The sequence below is a fragment of the Allobosea sp. 2KB_26 genome (assembly GCF_052115715.1).
In the GTDB taxonomy this organism is placed as follows: domain Bacteria; phylum Pseudomonadota; class Alphaproteobacteria; order Rhizobiales; family Beijerinckiaceae; genus Allobosea.
Map to the genome: position 1 here is coordinate 102,164 of NZ_JBFRHE010000002.1, position 14,944 is coordinate 117,107.

The 14,944-nt window shown below is 66.4% G+C and carries 13 protein-coding genes; 9 read left to right on the plus strand and 4 right to left on the minus strand.

Annotated features, from left to right (window positions below; translation table 11 throughout):
- The first annotated feature begins 251 nt into the window (after nucleotides 1–251).
- Both AB4099_RS08735 and AB4099_RS08740 read left to right on the plus strand, forming a co-directional pair.
- Nucleotides 252–3,284: an autotransporter outer membrane beta-barrel domain-containing protein gene (locus AB4099_RS08735; protein ID WP_441477767.1), complete on the plus strand. Its 3,033-nt coding sequence runs from the start codon at nucleotides 252–254 to the stop codon at nucleotides 3,282–3,284.
- Nucleotides 3,285–3,469: 185 nt separating this feature from the next.
- Nucleotides 3,470–3,862, plus strand: coding sequence for a GFA family protein (locus tag AB4099_RS08740; RefSeq protein ID WP_441477768.1), 393 nt, complete (start codon nucleotides 3,470–3,472; stop codon nucleotides 3,860–3,862).
- A gap of 66 nt (nucleotides 3,863–3,928) precedes the next feature.
- On the opposite strand, the gene AB4099_RS08745 is transcribed toward AB4099_RS08740, so the two are convergent.
- The gene (locus AB4099_RS08745) at nucleotides 3,929–5,449 is read right to left on the minus strand and encodes a winged helix-turn-helix domain-containing tetratricopeptide repeat protein (RefSeq protein WP_441477769.1); all 1,521 of its coding nucleotides are present in this window, start codon (nucleotides 5,447–5,449) and stop codon (nucleotides 3,929–3,931) included.
- A gap of 138 nt (nucleotides 5,450–5,587) precedes the next feature.
- On the opposite strand from AB4099_RS08745, the gene AB4099_RS08750 reads away from it, so the two are divergent.
- From AB4099_RS08750 to AB4099_RS08780, 7 genes are all read left to right on the plus strand, one after another.
- Nucleotides 5,588–5,857, plus strand: coding sequence for a DUF1127 domain-containing protein (locus AB4099_RS08750; protein ID WP_441477770.1), 270 nt, complete (start codon nucleotides 5,588–5,590; stop codon nucleotides 5,855–5,857).
- Between the two features lie 289 nt (nucleotides 5,858–6,146).
- The gene (locus AB4099_RS08755; RefSeq protein ID WP_441477771.1) at nucleotides 6,147–7,154 is read left to right on the plus strand and encodes a LacI family DNA-binding transcriptional regulator; all 1,008 of its coding nucleotides are present in this window, start codon (nucleotides 6,147–6,149) and stop codon (nucleotides 7,152–7,154) included.
- 78 nt (nucleotides 7,155–7,232) lie between these two features.
- Nucleotides 7,233–8,516: an extracellular solute-binding protein gene (locus AB4099_RS08760; protein ID WP_441477772.1), complete on the plus strand. Its 1,284-nt coding sequence runs from the start codon at nucleotides 7,233–7,235 to the stop codon at nucleotides 8,514–8,516.
- Between the two features lie 73 nt (nucleotides 8,517–8,589).
- Nucleotides 8,590–9,438 (plus strand): carbohydrate ABC transporter permease, encoded by an 849-nt coding sequence (locus AB4099_RS08765; protein ID WP_441477773.1) that lies wholly within the window; start codon nucleotides 8,590–8,592, stop codon nucleotides 9,436–9,438.
- A complete protein-coding gene (locus AB4099_RS08770) occupies nucleotides 9,435–10,241 on the plus strand; it encodes a carbohydrate ABC transporter permease (RefSeq protein WP_441477774.1) in 807 nt (268 codons plus the stop codon). The genes AB4099_RS08765 and AB4099_RS08770 overlap by 4 nt, the downstream gene beginning before the upstream one ends.
- An 11-nt stretch (nucleotides 10,242–10,252) precedes the next feature.
- Nucleotides 10,253–11,299, plus strand: coding sequence for an ABC transporter ATP-binding protein (locus tag AB4099_RS08775; protein ID WP_441477775.1), 1,047 nt, complete (start codon nucleotides 10,253–10,255; stop codon nucleotides 11,297–11,299).
- Nucleotides 11,300–11,302: 3 nt separating this feature from the next.
- Nucleotides 11,303–12,601, plus strand: coding sequence for an MGH1-like glycoside hydrolase domain-containing protein (locus AB4099_RS08780; RefSeq protein ID WP_441477776.1), 1,299 nt, complete (start codon nucleotides 11,303–11,305; stop codon nucleotides 12,599–12,601).
- A 125-nt stretch (nucleotides 12,602–12,726) separates the two neighbouring features.
- Here the strand turns inward: AB4099_RS08780 and minE are convergent, their stop codons facing one another.
- The 3 genes from minE to minC are packed head-to-tail and all read right to left on the minus strand — an operon-like array spanning nucleotide 12,727 to nucleotide 14,587.
- On the minus strand, nucleotides 12,727–12,999 hold the full coding sequence (gene minE, locus AB4099_RS08785; protein WP_113516687.1) for a cell division topological specificity factor MinE: 273 nt from the start codon (nucleotides 12,997–12,999) through the stop codon (nucleotides 12,727–12,729).
- On the minus strand, nucleotides 12,996–13,811 hold the full coding sequence (gene minD / locus AB4099_RS08790; RefSeq protein WP_113516688.1) for a septum site-determining protein MinD: 816 nt from the start codon (nucleotides 13,809–13,811) through the stop codon (nucleotides 12,996–12,998). Before minD ends, minE begins: the two co-directional genes overlap by 4 nt.
- A 35-nt stretch (nucleotides 13,812–13,846) precedes the next feature.
- Nucleotides 13,847–14,587, minus strand: a complete 741-nt coding sequence (minC, locus tag AB4099_RS08795; RefSeq protein WP_441477777.1) for a septum site-determining protein MinC — start codon at nucleotides 14,585–14,587, stop codon at nucleotides 13,847–13,849.
- Between the last annotated feature and the right edge of the window lie 357 nt (nucleotides 14,588–14,944).

Below are 14,944 nucleotides of genomic sequence, written 5' to 3' on the forward strand. Positions count from 1 at the left end.
GAGCCGGACTTGTCGCCAAACGCCCGATAGCTCGCGGCTCAGACGACACCCGCGAAAGGCTCGCAGGAGGGCCAGTCCGGCTCATTCCGAGCTCGCGGGCCGCTGTTGCTCCGGAAACAGTTGCCGTCTGGTCACATCTGCAGGGAAAGCCGCCTGGGGCCGTCGATCCGGTGGATTGCGATGCCCTTGATCTTGTCGCGCCCCGACACTTCAGGCCGCTTGACGCGTGCTGCGATTCGCCTGGAGAGATCATGCGCCCGTCTTCCCATATTCTCGTTCAGCCCGGTCTCAAGGGCTCGATGCAGACAGCGCAGCCCAAGGCACCATCCTCGCATGCCGCCTTGCTGGCGGCAGCCTCGACAGCGGTGCTGGTCCTGCTGATCGGCCCTGCTCAAGCCCAATCATTCAATACCGTGGTCGAAGGCGCAGTCGTTACGGTACCGGGTACCCAGCCCTCGCCCTGGAACATCCCGAACAACCTCATGGTTGGTAATCTGCTCGGCGGCAGCCTGATCATCGAATCTGGCGGCCAGGTCTTCGGCACCACGGCCCGCGTCGGCTCCGACAACGTCACGGGTACGGTGACGGTACGGGACGCAAATTCGGCATGGACCAGCACCGGCGCCATCTCCATCGGCGTGGGCAGTTCCGGTTTTGGTTTCCTGAATATCCTGAATGGAGGGAGCGTCAGCAACACGGCGGGCCAGGTCGGCGACAATGCCGGCGGGACCGGCATCGTGACCGTGAGCGGCTCCGGCTCGCAATGGACCAACAGTGATACACTCGTCGTTGGCTGGTATGGCAACGGCACCGTAACGATCGACAATGGCGGAGCTGTCAGCGCCCCCGTCACCTGGATGGGCGTGGTTCCAGGGGCACAGGGGATAGTGACCCTGAGCGGTACGGCCGGGAATCGAGGCGTGCTGACGACCGGCCTGATGGCAAAGGGGCTTGGCGATGGGCGCACCGGCGATGCCACGCTCAATCTTGACGGCGGGATCCTTCGCGCCAGCGTCGACAGGGTCAATTTTCTCGCAGCTCAGGCCGATTATCGCTATGGCTTTGCTCCCGGAGATGTGGTGATCGGCACTGGCGGCGCCTTCATCGACAGCAATGGCCACAATATCGGTATTTCAGCAGTACTTGGTGGCCCAGGCGGCCTGACCAAGCTCGGCGCGGGAACTCTGACGCTCTCCGGCGCCAATACCTATGCCGGCGGCACGACGATTTCGGGCGGCGTCCTGGTGGCCAATACGACCAGCCTCAAAGGACCGGTTCTCAACAATGCGGTCCTGGTGTTCAACCAGCCCGTGGACGGCACTTTCTCAGGCAATATCAGCGGGTCCGGATCGCTCACGAAGGACGGCGCCGGCGCTCTGACGCTCACCGGGACCAACACCTACACGGGTGGGACCCGGGTGAATGGCGGAACCCTGGTCATTGCTGCTCCCGCTGCGCTCGGCAGCGGCCCTGTCACCTTCGGTGGCGGTGTCCTCCGGTTCGACTATGCGGGCTCGCTCGACCGCCCCATTACCGTCGATTCAGGCGGCTTTACCGTCGACACCAACGGCAATGCCGAGACCATGTCCGCTCCGCTCACCGGCAGCGGTCCCTTCACCAAGGTTGGCTCCGGCAGCCTGAACCTCACCGGGAACAGCCCGGTGACGGGGCCGACCTCGGTTCAGGCTGGGCGCCTTGCGGTGAATGGCTCGCTGGCGAACTCGAGCGTCACTGTTCAGGATGGCGCGACGTTGGGCGGCAATGGCACCATCGGCGGGCTCATTGTTCAGAACGGCGGCTTTGCGGCTCCCGGCAACTCGATCGGCACGCTGACGGTCGCAGGCAATGTCGCCTTCGGGGCGGGCTCGATCTATCAGGTCGAGGTCAATGCGGCGGGGAGCAGCGACCGGATCGTCGCCTCGGGACTGGCGACCTTGTCGGGCGGCACGGTTGCGGTGCTGGCCGAGACCGGCAACTACGCCGCGGCGACGCACTACACCATCTTGACGGCCGGCGCGGGCGTGACCGGTCGCTTCGCCAATGTCACCTCGAACCTGGCCTTCCTGACGCCGACGCTGAGCTATGACAGCAACACCGTCACGCTGACGATGGCGCGCAACCAGACCGGGTTCGCGGGTGTCGCGCAGACACGCAATCAGGGGTTCATCGCGAGCGCGGTCGAACGGCTGAGCGTCGGCAATCCGATCCATGACGCGCTGCTCTCGGCGACGGCGGCCGAGGCGCGCGCTGGCTTCGACCTGCTCTCGGGCGAGGCGCATGCCCAGGCGGTGTCGGCCGCGATCGGCGAAAGCGCGCTCGTTCGCGAGGCGATTCTGGCCCGCCTGCGCCGGCCGCTGTTGACGCAAGGAGGCGGGCAGATCGCCGCGGGGTTCAGCGCCGATCTGCCGGGGCGCAAGAGCGCGACCGTGATGCCGGCGCCGCGGGGCGAGCCGCGCTACGCGCTCTGGGGCGAAGCGATCGGCGGCCAGGCGAACACGAATGCCGACGGCAGCGCGGCCTCGCTGTCGCGCCGCACCGGCGGCGCCATTCTCGGCGCCGACATGCTGCTCTCCGAGACCGACTCCGGTACGCTGCGCGTCGGCGTCGCCGGCGGCTATACCCAGTCGCGCTTCGATCTCGACGCCAGGCTGTCCTCTGGCCGGATCGAGAGCGGCCATGCCGCGCTCTATGCCGGGGGCCGCTTCGGCGCCGTCCGCCTCGATGCTGGCCTGGCCTATTCCTGGTCCGAGAGCGACATCCGCCGCCAGGTCGCGATCCGCGGTTTTGGCGATCTGCTGCGCTCGCAGCGGCCGGGCGCGCTGGCTCAGGCCTTCGCCGAGCTCGGCTATGGCTTTGCCTGGCAGGGCATCGCGCTCGAACCCTTCGCCCAGCTCGCGCTGCTGCGCGTCTCCAGCGAGGCCGGCATCGAGCAGGGCGGGGCGGCGGCGCTGGGACTGCGCTCCTCCGAGCAGGTCCTCGGCTTCAGCACGCTTGGCCTGCGCGCCGAGGCGCAGCTTGGCCCGACGCCGTTCTTCGCCCGTGCCATGCTCGGCTGGCGCCATGGCTTTGGCGAACTGACCCCTCAGGCGCTGACCGCCTTCGCTACGGGGACGACGCCCGCGCGCGTCTTCGCCGCTGCCATCGACCGCAACGCGCTGGCGCTGGAGGCCGGGCTCGACTGGCGCGCGACCCAGACCACCACCCTCGGCCTGACCTATGCCGCAAGCCTCGGTGAGCGGACGAGAGACCACGCGCTCAAAGGCAGGATCGACATGCGCTTCTGACGCGCCAGGAAGCCTTGCTTGCGAGGAATTCGCGGAGCCGGGCGGCTTGAGGCGAACTTATCCCGCGAAGGCCGTGCGCAGCGGCTTCAGTGGCGAGGCCGGGGGCGCCCGGTGCGGGCAATTGCAGGGACAGCGCTGGTCGGTATACGCATTCCGACCGCTTGATTTTGAAGAAGAGGCGCAACATGGACCGTTTCACGGGCGGTTGCCGCTGCGGCAATGTCCGGTTTGTGGCGTCGGGACGCCCATACCGGGTCGGCCTTTGTCACTGTCTCGACTGCCGCAAGCATCATGGCGCGCTGTTTCACGCGTCCGCGGTGTTCCCCGAGGGCGCGGTGACGGTCGATGGCGAAATACGCGACTACCGCGGGCGGTTCTTCTGTCCCCGCTGCGGCTCGCCGATTTTCGGACGCAGCGGCGACGAAATCGAAGTGAATCTCGGCTCCCTGGATGCCCCTGACCAGCTGACGCCAACCTATGAAAGCTGGACCATCCGGCGCGAGGCCTGGTTGCCGCCGTTTCCGTTGAAGAGACGATATGAGCGCGATCGCAACGCCACGGGGCGCTCTGAGGAGTAGCTCGCCAGCTTTCACGGCGGAGGCCCAGGCCGGTGATCGCGCCGGCCAAGGCATCGGCCCGCTACGTCACTCCGGAAGTCCGGCCTTGCGGAAGCCATCGACGAAATGCGCGAGCGTCGCAGCGTCGCGGAATGGCTCCGTCATGGCCCAGCGGCCGGTCGTATAGTGCGGGTTGCTGACGAGGAACAGGTCGACCTCGGCGCGCGCCTCGTCGAGCCGGCCCAGTTGCGCAAGGCTTGCTGCCAGGAAGCGGCGTGAGCTCGTCCGATAGGTCTCGTCCCTGCGCAGGGTCTCGACCGCGGCTTCGTACGTGCCGGCGGCATATTGCGCCTGGCCGAGCGTCAGATAGTACCAGCTCGCCGGAAACGGGTTCAGCCTGAACGCCTTGCGGATATGCTCGAGGCCCTCTTCGACCCGGCCGTCCAGGACCGCGAGGTCGGATAAGGTCGCCCAGATATCGGCTTCGTTCGGGTCGAGCGCGATCGCCTTGGCGAATTCCGCATCCGCCTCGGCGAAGTTGCGGTCATAGGCCAGCAGGTAGGCCAGGACCCAGTGGCAGCCAGCGTCATCGGGGTCGATCGCGACAGCCTTGCGTGCCAGGTCCAGGGCAATGCTCCGGGCAGGTTCGATCGGTTCGCCCCAATGCACCCATCCCGTCCAGTGGTTCATGGCAAGCCAGCGATAGGCCTCGGCATAGTCCGGATCGAGCGAAACCGCGCGCATCAGCATCAGATGGGCTTCGCGCGCCGTCTGCGGGGAATCATCGATCAGCCGGCGTGCCCGCACGCAGAGATCATAGGCCTCGAGACTTTTGGGCCGCTGGCGCGGCGGCACTGCGCGCAGCCGGCCGAGCAAGGCCTCGACGATCTTGCCGGTGACCTCGTCCTGAACCGCAAAGATATCGTCCAGGCTGCGATCGAAGCGTTCCGCCCAGAGATGATTGCTGCTCGCCGCGTCGACGAGCTGTGCGTTGATGCGCACGCGGCCCGCCGTGCGTCTGGCACTGCCTTCCAGCAGGTAGTGCACGCCAAGGTCGCGCGCGATCTCGCGCACATCAGTCGCCTTTCCCTTGTAGGCAAAGGCCGAGTTGCGCGCGATGACGAACAGGCCGGAATTCCTGGACAGGTCGGTGATCAGGTCTTCGGTCAACCCATCCGCGAAGGATTCCTGCTCGGGATCGTTGCTGACATTCACGAAGGGCAGCACGGCGATCGATGGTTTGCCAGGCAAAGGCAAGGGCAGCGGCAAAGGGCTTCGCTTCGCGGCTCCGAGCTGTTCGGTGACGCCGGTGAAGCTGTAGCCGACGCGCGGAACCGTGGTGATCCATTCCCCGCCGTCGGCGGCTGGTCCAAGCAGCTTCCGCAACTGCGCGATCTGGACGGTGAGATTGCCTTCCTCGACGGCCATGGCCGGCCACGCCGCGTCCATCAGCTCGGCCTTGGCGAGGATGTCGCCGGGCCGTCCGGCGAGCGCGGCAAGCAGTTTCAGTCCGCGATGGCCCACGGCGACGGGGACATCATTTCGAAGGAGCGTTCCCGCACCTGAATCAAGCACGAACGGACCAAAGGCGATGCGCGATCCCTGCATAGGGCGCATCGATAGCCCGTTTGCAAGTTTTTGAGAACTATTTGGGAAGGCTTAAGTACGGCCCTGCGCGCCTCCCGCAGACTTCAACCTCTTCCAGGCCGAGGGCGTCCAGCACCCTCGAACCCTATCGAGGTTGTCATGTACGATACTCCTACCCTTGCGACGGTTCCGCATCAGGCGGCGCGGCCGGGAACGCAGTCCGGAACGCCGTTGCGACCGGGAGACCTGTCGCGAGGGCATGAGAGCACGGCGCCCCGGCGCAGCCTTCTCGCAGTCTGGCGCTGGCGCATCCGCTTTCGCTGGGAGCTCGCGCGGAAGGCGCAGGAAAACCCCCGCTTGATCAATGATATCGGCCTGACGAGACGACAGGTCGCGGCGGAAATCGCCAAGCCCTTCTGGCGACGATAGGGCGAGTGCGGGCGGGGCGCTGATCGCGATGCCAGGCGCTCGGATGCGCCAGGCTGATCCGCCGGGAGGCTCCTGGAGAGGAAAGCGGGCGGCCGACAGGCCGCCATTTTTCTTGCCCGAATGCGGAAGGGACCTGGAATACCGGCTCGCCAGGGAGCGGTGACGATCTTGCCGGGGGGCGCAAGCCTGCATTCCACGCTCGATTGCGCTTCCCAAAACGTTTTGGATCGCGTTATCCTGATCACGCGTTATGCCGACGAATATCCACAAACCGGTTCCCGAGACGCCGATGAGTTCCTTGCGCGCGCTGGCGCAAACGTTGGGGTTGTCGATCACGACCGTTTCACGGGCGCTCGATGGCTATGGCGATGTTGCGCTCGCCACGCGGGACCGTGTGCTGGCGGCAGCTGAAGCGGCCGGTTACCGGCCCAATTCCGCGGCCCGCCGGTTACGCCGCGGGCTGACCGAGATCGTCACCATGGTGCTCCCGGCCGGGCCGGGGCATTTCAATGAGCCGCTCTACCTCGAGCTCCTGGGCTCGATCGGAGAACGGCTTGCCGAGCAGGGCTATGATCTGACCTTGATCGCCGCGCTGCCCGGACCCGACGAACTCAAGACCTATCGCCGCCTCGTCGACGGCCGCCGCACCGACGCCATTATTGTCGTCCGCACCCGGCGTGAGGATGCCCGCCTGCGCTACCTCACTGATGTCGGCTTTCCCTTCGTCGCGATGGGGCGAAGCGATTTTCCCGAGCCCTATGCCTTCGTCGATGGCGACGGCGAGGCCGCCTTCCACGATGCCGTGCTGCGCCTGGCCGCGCTCGGCCACCGCCGGATCGGCCATCTTGCGGCGCCCTCGGCCTTCACCTTCGCGCATCTGCGCCGCAGCGGCTTCGCGCGGGCCCTTCGCCAGGCTGGCATATTTGGCGCGATCATCGAGGGCAGTGCCGACGAGGCCGGCGGCTATCGTGCGGCGGGGCTGCTTCTGGCGCAGTCGGCGCAGCCCACCGCCCTGGTATGTGCCACCGACAGCATGGCGCTGGGGGCGATGCGCGCCATCCGCGAGCGCGGTCTCATCGTCGGGCGCGACATCGCGCTCATTGGCCATGACAATATTCCCGCCGCGGCCTTTTCCGATCCGGCGCTGGCGACGATGGAACTGCCGATCGCCGCCACGGGGCGCCGCCTCGCGGAAATGGCTCTGGCGCGCATCGGCGGGGCGGACCCGCGCGATCTGACAGAGATCAAGCCCGTCGAATTCATTTCACGCGCCTCGCTCGGGGAGACGCGAACCTGATCCGATGGCGGACAGGGCAGGCCACTCGCAGCCGCTCCGTCCGATGCCAGCCAGAAGAAGCGAGACAGGGAGGAGCCCATGAAGACACTCAATCATCTGGCGATCGCCGCCATCGCGGCGGGCGCCATGTTCGCTGCGCCGGTTGCGAAGGCGCAGGATCTGGTTTTTCTCTCGACGCAGCTGCGCCCGATCGACGAGGCGCAGAAGGTGCGTGAGGTCCTGCTCAAGGGGGCGCCGAAGACCACCTATGTGGTCGAGGAGCCGCCGCAATTTGCCGTGCGCATGAAGGCGGAACAGGCGGCGGGCAAGCGCACGATCAGCCTGATGGGCGCACTGCATGGCGAATTGCAGCCGCTCGTGCCGGCAGGCTCGCTCGACGCGGTCGACGATATCGCGGCGAAACTCGGCGCGAGCGGCATTCCAGCCGGGCTGATGGAGCTCGGCAAGCTCGGCACGCCCAATCAGCAATACATCCCCTGGATGCAGGCGACCTATGTCCTCGTCGTCAAGAAGGCGGCCTTGCCGTTCCTGCCCGCTGGCGCGGACGTCAACGCGCTGACCTATGAGCAGCTCGCGGCCTGGGGCAAGGCGATCCAGGAGAAGACCGGCCAGCGTCGCATCGGCTTCCCGGCCGGGCCGAAGGGTTTGTTCGCCCGCTTCGTGCAGGGCAATCTCGTGCCCTCCTATACCGGCTCGATGGTGACCGAGTTCCGCTCGGCAGCGGCCGAGAAGGGCTGGGCCGATTTCAAGGCGCTCTGGGCGACCGTGAACCCCAACGCCAACAATTATAATTTCATGCAGGAGCCGCTGATGGCGGGCGAGGTCTGGATCGCCTGGGACCATATCGCCCGCGTCAAGGACGCCCTGACGGCCGAGCCCGACCAGTATCTCGTCGTGCCGCCTCCGGCCGGCGCCAAGGGCCGCGCCTATATGCCGGTCATTGCCGGGCTCTCCATCGCCAAGGATGCGCCGAACCGGGCTCAGGCCGCGGCGGTGATCGAGCATCTGCTGAAGCCAGCCACACAGCTCGCCGCGGCGCAGGAGGTTGGCTTCTTCCCGGTCGTCGATGCGCCGCTGCCGCCCGACCTGCCGGCAGGCGTCAAGCTGCTCGCCGATGGCGTGGCGAAGACGCAAGGCGCGAAGGACGCGATCGTCGCCCTCCTGCCGATCGGCCTCGGCGACAAGGGCGGCGAGTTCAACAAGGTCTATTTCGACACGTTCCAGCGCATCGTGCTGCGCAACGAGCCGATCCGCGCGGTTCTCGATGCGCAGGCCGAGATCCTGCGCAGCCTGATGATTCAGACCGCCGCGCCTTGCTGGGCGCCCGACAAGCCGAGCCAGGGCGCCTGCCCGGTCACCTGAGCTCAGGACGGCTGCGCCCCGGTCCCCGGCCGAAGCGCAGCCGCCCGAGAGCGCCTTGCAGAGGCCTTCGACCATGCTCCAGCCGCGCTGGCTGCCCTATCTGCTGATTGCGCCCTCGGTCGCCTTTCTTGCAGCCTTCTTCCTGGTTCCACTCGGCCAGACCATCCTGCTCTCCTTCGATGGCGGGCAGGGGTTTTCGCTCGCCAACTATGCCCGCATGGCCGGCGACCTCAATTTTCCCACCGCGCTGCGCAACACCTTCGCCCTCGTCGCGGTGGTGATCCCGCTGCAGGTCGCACTCGCGCTCGTTATGGGGCTGATGCTGCAGAAGATGACGCGCGGGCGCGAGCTCGTGCTCTGGATCTGGACGATCCCGCTCGGCGTCTCGGACCTTGCCGCCGGCCTTGTCTGGCTCGCGATCCTGCAGGATTCCGGCTATCTCAACACGCTGCTGTTCCAGATCGGCGTGATCAGCGGCCCGACCGGCTATCTCAACAGCGAGACGCCGGTTGCACTGTTCTTCGCCGTCGTCCTGGCCGAAATCTGGCGTGCGACCGCGATCGTCCTGATCATTCTCGTCGCCGGCATTCAGCTCATTCCCAAGGAGTTCGGCGAGGCCGCCGACATCTTTGGCGCGAGCCCCTGGACCAAGTTCCGCAGGATCACGCTGCCACTGTTGAAGCCCAGCCTGCAATCGGCGCTGATCCTGCGCACGGTCCTGGCCTTCGAGGTCTTTGCGGTGGTCTATGCCCTCGGTGGGCGCAATTTCCCGATCCTCGTCGGCGAAGCCTACACTTGGCAGAACGAGAACCAGAATTACGGCGTCGCCGCCGCCTATGCCGTCCTCGTGATGGCGATCTCGCTCGCGGCGACGGTCGTCTACCTCAAGGCGCTGCGCGTCGATCCGGAGACGCAAGGATGAGCGCGCCCCGCAAATGGCTTTATGTCACGGGCGTCCTGGCGCTCTGCGTCTGGGTGCTGGTCCCGATCTACCTGATCGGGCTTGGCGCCATGGGCGGGCGGCTCGCCGTGTTCAAATGGCCGAAAGCCTTCGCGCCCGGCGAGGCCAGTTTCGCGGCGCTTGCCACCTTCCTCAGGATCGAAGGCGTCTGGAACGCCGCACTGAATTCGCTCATCGCCGCATCGCTGACCATGCTGTTCTCGATCCTGCTCGGTGCACCCGCTGGTTATGCTCTGGCGCGTTTCGCCTTCCGGGGGCAGAGCGCCTTTCGCCTGCTGGTCTTGCTGACGCGCGCCTTCCCGCTGGCGATCCTGGCCCTGCCGCTGACCGTCATCTTCATCCGCGTCGGGCTCTACGACACGCCCTTCGGCGTCTCGCTGATCCATACGGCGCTGGCGCTGCCCTTCGCCGCTCTCGTGACCGCGTCGCTCTTCATGGGCATTCCCCGCGAATACGAGGAGGCGGCCTGGGTCTTCGGCTGCACGCGCTGGCAGGCCTTCCGCAAGGTGGTGTTGCCGCTGGCGCTGCCCGGCATCGCAGCAGTGGCGATCTTCGCCTTCGTCATCTCTTGGAACGAGGTCTTCGCCGCCTCGGTCCTGACCGTGCGCGAGCGCACGCTCACCGCCTATCTGCTGACCGTGCTCTCCGAGTCGCCGCTGCATTACCGCTTCGCCGGCGGCTTCATTCTCATCATTCCCTCGGTGCTCTTCATCTTCGCGGTCAGGAAATACCTGTTCGCGATGTGGGGCGTCTCGAGCAAATAGGGAGGAGACCGTTGGCCGGGATCCTGATCGACAAGGTCGCCAAGCAGTTCGGCAATGCGGTTGCCCTGCAGGAGATTTCGTTCACCGTCGAGGATGGCGAATTCGTCGCGCTGCTCGGCCCCTCGGGCTGCGGCAAGACCACGCTGCTGCGCATCATCGCCGGGCTGGAGGTGCAGAGCTCGGGCAAGGTCATGATCGGCGAGCGCGATGTTTCGTCTCTGAAGCCGGCCCAGCGCGGCCTTGCCATGGTGTTCCAGAACTATGCCGTCTTCCCGCATATGACGGTGTTCGAGAATGTCGCCTTCGGTCTACGCATGAAGGGCGCCGACCAGGCGCGCGTCGAGGCAAAGGTGCGCAAGGCAGCCGAGCTCCTGCATATCGAGCAATATCTTGAGCGCTTCCCGGCCAAGCTTTCGGGCGGCCAGCGCCAGCGCGTCGCGGTGGCGCGCGCGCTCGCGGTCGAGCCGGCCGTGCTCCTGATGGACGAGCCGCTCTCCAATCTCGACGCGCTGCTCAGGCTGGAGATGCGGGCGGAGCTGCGCAGCGTCCTGCGCGAGGCCGGAACGACCACGATCTACGTCACGCATGATCAGACCGAGGCCATGGGCCTGGCCGATCGGATCGCGGTGATGCAAGGCGGCCATATCGTGCAGATCGGCGCGCCGACCGAGGTCTATTCGCGGCCGGCGACCCGCTTCGTCGGTGGCTTCGTCGGCTCGCCGCCGATGAATTTCGTCAACACGGTCGCCGCCTCCGGCCAGGCCCGGCTCGGCGGGCTGACATTGGCATCGCCCGTCGACGGGCCGATCGTCCTCGGCTTTCGCGGCGAGGATGCGAAGCTGACCGACGCCGCGGGCGGCGCGCCATTCACCGTGCGCGTCGCGGAGCCGATGGGCTCGCATCTCCTGCTCACCGGCAGGATCGGCGATGACCTTGCCCGTGTCGTTGCTCCCCCTGCCGCCCAGATCGCGGCGGGCGAAACGCTCGGTCTGGCGCTCGACCCCGCCCGCATTGTCTGGATCGACCCGGAAACGGGCCGCACTCATCCCGGAGCCTGAGCCATGCTGTCGACCACACCTCCCTCCGACCACGATGAGGCCGCGCGTGCCGTGCTGCGCCGCAATGACCGTGGCGGCTTCACCGTCCCCAATGGCCGTGTCTACCCGTTCCAGTGGAACTGGGATTCGGCCTTCGTCGCGCTCGGCTTTGCCACCTTCGATCTCGACCGCGCCTGGCGCGAGCTGGAAACCCTGTTCGAGGGGCAGTGGGACGACGGCATGGTGCCGCATATCGTCTTCCGCGCCCCGGCTGACGGCTACTATCCCGGCCCCGAGGCCTGGGGCATCCAGCGCCAGCCGCTGACGTCGGGAATCTCGCAGCCCCCCGTCGCAGCGACGGCAGCGCGAGTGCTGCACGGGCTGTCCGGCCGCGATGCCGTGCGGATCCGGGCTCTCGTCCCAAAACTTTTTGCCTCGCATCGCTGGTGGCATGAGACCCGCGACCCGGACGGCACCGGGCTCGTCATCATGGTCCACCCCTGGGAATCGGGGCGGGACAATTCGCCGGACTGGGACGAGCCGCTCGCCAATGTCGTGCCGCAGGTCGATGTCGCGCATCTGCGCAAGGATCTCGGCCATGTCGATGCGGCCCACCGCCCGACACATGATTTCTACAACCGGGTCATGACCCTGGTCGAGGAAGCCAAGGCCCTGAACTGGGACGGGGTGGCCGTGGCGCGCAAGCTCTCCTTCCGGGTCTGCGATCTCGGCATCCAATCGATCCTGCTGCGCGCCGATCGCGATCTTCTGAAACTGTCGGAAGAGCTGGGCTTCACCGAAGAGGCCGCTGCCCTGCATGGCTGGATCGCGCGCAGCGAGACGGCGATGTCGCGGCTCAAGGGTCCCGATGGGCTGTTTCGGTCACTCGACCTGCGCAGCGGGCGGCTCAGCGAGGCCGTCACCTGCGCCGCCTATCTCCCGCTCTATGCGCGCACGGCGAGCCAGGAGGATGCGCTCGCGCTCAAGCGCCATCTCGCGGCGACGCGTGCCGCAGCCGGCTTCTCCGTCGCCAGCAGCGATCCGCGCGATCGACGTTTCGATGCGACGCGCTATTGGCGCGGCCCGGTCTGGCTGATGATGAACCGGATGATCGCCGACGGTTTCGCCGCCTATGGTCTGACCGACGAGGCGAGCCTGCTCAAGCGCGACAGCGGCGATCTCGTCCGGCAGAACGGCTTCTGGGAGTATTTCGACCCGCGCGACGGCGCAGGCTGCGGCGGCCCGGACTTCTCCTGGACCGCAGCGATGTGGCTCAGCTGGGCCCGATCGCAGGACGATCGTCAGGCCTTGACCGCGCTCTGAGCCAAGCCGGGGCGCGAGCTCGTTCAATGCGTGCGAACGCAAAATGCTGGACTATCCGACCGGATACGAGGTCCGCTCGGATGATCCAGCATGGCTGATGCCTCGGGGAGAGGATGGGGCGGTGCTCACGCCGCCTTTTTCTTCTTCTCTGCGTCGAACGGGATCTCGATATCGACGGCGAGCGTCGAGACCTTGGCGCCGCGTTCCATCTTGACGCTGACCCGGTCGTCATCGATCTGCATGTGCTTCGAGATCGCACGCAGGATCTCGTCGCGCAGCTTGGTGACGAGGTCGGAATCGCCGACCGAGGCGCGCTCATGGGCGAGCAGTACCTGCAAGCGCTCGCGGGCGGCGGGGGCCGACGACTGGGAGCGGGTGAAAATACGAAGGAAGTTCATGCCGCTTTCCTTCCGAAAATCTTGCCGAAGAAGCCCTTCTTTTCGCCGGGAATAGTTACCGGCAGGTTTTCGCCCTTGAGGCGGCGCGCAGCCTCGAAATAGGCGATCGCCGGCGCGCTGCGGCCATCGGCCAGGGTGACTGGCGAGCCGACATTGGAGGCGCGCAGCACGTCCATGCTTTCCGGAATGATGCCGAGCAGCGGGATCGACAGGATCTCGAGGACATCGTCGACCTTCAGCATGTCGCCGCGTTCGGCCCGGATCGGGTCGTAGCGGGTCAGCAGCAGATGCTTCTCCATCCGCTCGCCCTGCTCGGCCTTGAGCGTCTTGGAATCGAGCAGCCCGATGATCCGATCGGAATCGCGCACCGAGGAGACTTCCGGATTGGTCACCACGATCGCGACATCGGCATGGCGCATGGCCAGCGTCGCGCCGCGCTCGATGCCGGCCGGGCTGTCGCAGATGACCCAGTCGAAGGCCGATTTCAGGGCGGCGATGACCTTCTCGACGCCTTCAGGCGTGAGATTGTCCTTGTCGCGCGTCTGCGAAGCCGGCAGCAGGTAGAGCGATTCCAGCCGCTTGTCGCGGATCAGCGCCTGCGTCAGCTTCGCTTCGCCCTGGATGACGTTGACGATGTCATAGACCACCCGTCGTTCCGCGCCCATGACGAGGTCGAGATTGCGCAGCCCGACGTCGAAATCGACGACCACGACCTTGTCGCCATTATGCGCAAGCGCTGCCCCCAATGCGGCGGACGATGTCGTCTTGCCGACGCCGCCCTTGCCCGATGTGACTACGATGACCTTGCCCATTGCACTCTCCCGCTTTCTGTGGATACGCCGTCGTTTCAGGCGAGTGATCCAACTTTGAATGTTTCGCCTTCGAGCCAGATCTGGACGGCCTTGCCGCGCATGTCGGGCCCGAGGTCCTCAGCCGTCTTGTAGAAGCCGTCGATCGCGAGCAGCTCCGCCTCGAGCTTGCTGCAGAAGATTCGCGCAGACGCATTGCCCATCGCGCCGGCGATCGCCCGGCCCCTGAGCGTGCCGTAGACATGGATCGAGCCGCCGGCGACGATCTCGGCGCCCGATGCGACCGAGCCGATGACGGTGACGTCGCCTTCGGTGAAGATCAGCGACTGCCCCGAGCGCACCGGCTCGGTCACGATGATCGACGGCGTCGCCTTGACCGGCTGCGGGGCAGGGGCGGCAGGCTGCACACTCTCGGCGACCTCGGCCTGCGGCGCCTGTTCGGCTGTCGGGGGTTCGATGTCCGAGGCCGCACGCCCGCCGGACATCGCCGGCGGCAGGTCCGCACCGAGCAGCGAGGGCGGCGCGCCCTCGATGCCCATGATCCGCACATTGCGCTTGCCGAGCTGGCCGACGAGTTCGCGCAGCTGCGGCCGGTCGATATTCAGGCCTTCGACATCGACCACCACTGGCCGCCGCAGGAAAAATCCGGCGGACAGGCCAGCCAGTTCGTCGAGCCGCGTCAGCCAATCATCGAAGGGCAGCTCCGGGGTCAGCGTGAGAGCAAGATAGGAGCGCCCCTTGAGGCGGATCGGCCTAGGTTGAGTTAACACGTCAGTCATCTTGGTAAATTTTCGGTTGCCATGATCTAGGAATGGAATGGTTAACGAGTGGTAAAAATCCGCCCCTTCACCTACCGGCATGGGACCTCTTCAAATGGGGGCAAAGGGAAGAAACGCGTTCTTGGCCAATCGGTTGAATGCGGGGGATGATGTGTGTGGAGAGCTGTGCCGATCCTGAACGGCTGACATTGCCCGCGGCCCGGCCCGGGGCCGTTCCACGGTACTGCCGGCCGGCTGCCTCGCTGGCCGCAACGCGCGTTTCAGCCTCGGCAAGCCGGTCGCACTGGGGGCCGCCGGCACATTGCGGGGCCAGGCCATGGCTTGGTTCAGCGCTCTCCCCGCGGGTCCAGGCCGGGT

What these genes read in the sequence shown, in the direction of transcription:
- AB4099_RS08735 (WP_441477767.1), top strand. Translation starts at nt 252, where the DNA reads ATGCGCCCGTCTTCCCATATTCTCGTTCAGCCCGGTCTCAAGGGCTCG.
- AB4099_RS08740 (WP_441477768.1), top strand. Translation starts at nt 3,470, where the DNA reads ATGGACCGTTTCACGGGCGGTTGCCGCTGCGGCAATGTCCGGTTTGTG.
- AB4099_RS08745 (WP_441477769.1), bottom strand. Translation starts at nt 5,449, where the DNA reads ATGCAGGGATCGCGCATCGCCTTTGGTCCGTTCGTGCTTGATTCAGGT.
- AB4099_RS08750 (WP_441477770.1), top strand. Translation starts at nt 5,588, where the DNA reads ATGTACGATACTCCTACCCTTGCGACGGTTCCGCATCAGGCGGCGCGG.
- AB4099_RS08755 (WP_441477771.1), top strand. Translation starts at nt 6,147, where the DNA reads ATGAGTTCCTTGCGCGCGCTGGCGCAAACGTTGGGGTTGTCGATCACG.
- AB4099_RS08760 (WP_441477772.1), top strand. Translation starts at nt 7,233, where the DNA reads ATGAAGACACTCAATCATCTGGCGATCGCCGCCATCGCGGCGGGCGCC.
- AB4099_RS08765 (WP_441477773.1), top strand. Translation starts at nt 8,590, where the DNA reads ATGCTCCAGCCGCGCTGGCTGCCCTATCTGCTGATTGCGCCCTCGGTC.
- AB4099_RS08770 (WP_441477774.1), top strand. Translation starts at nt 9,435, where the DNA reads ATGAGCGCGCCCCGCAAATGGCTTTATGTCACGGGCGTCCTGGCGCTC.
- AB4099_RS08780 (WP_441477776.1), top strand. Translation starts at nt 11,303, where the DNA reads ATGCTGTCGACCACACCTCCCTCCGACCACGATGAGGCCGCGCGTGCC.
- minE (WP_113516687.1), bottom strand. Translation starts at nt 12,999, where the DNA reads ATGAACTTCCTTCGTATTTTCACCCGCTCCCAGTCGTCGGCCCCCGCC.
- minD (WP_113516688.1), bottom strand. Translation starts at nt 13,811, where the DNA reads ATGGGCAAGGTCATCGTAGTCACATCGGGCAAGGGCGGCGTCGGCAAG.
- minC (WP_441477777.1), bottom strand. Translation starts at nt 14,587, where the DNA reads ATGACTGACGTGTTAACTCAACCTAGGCCGATCCGCCTCAAGGGGCGC.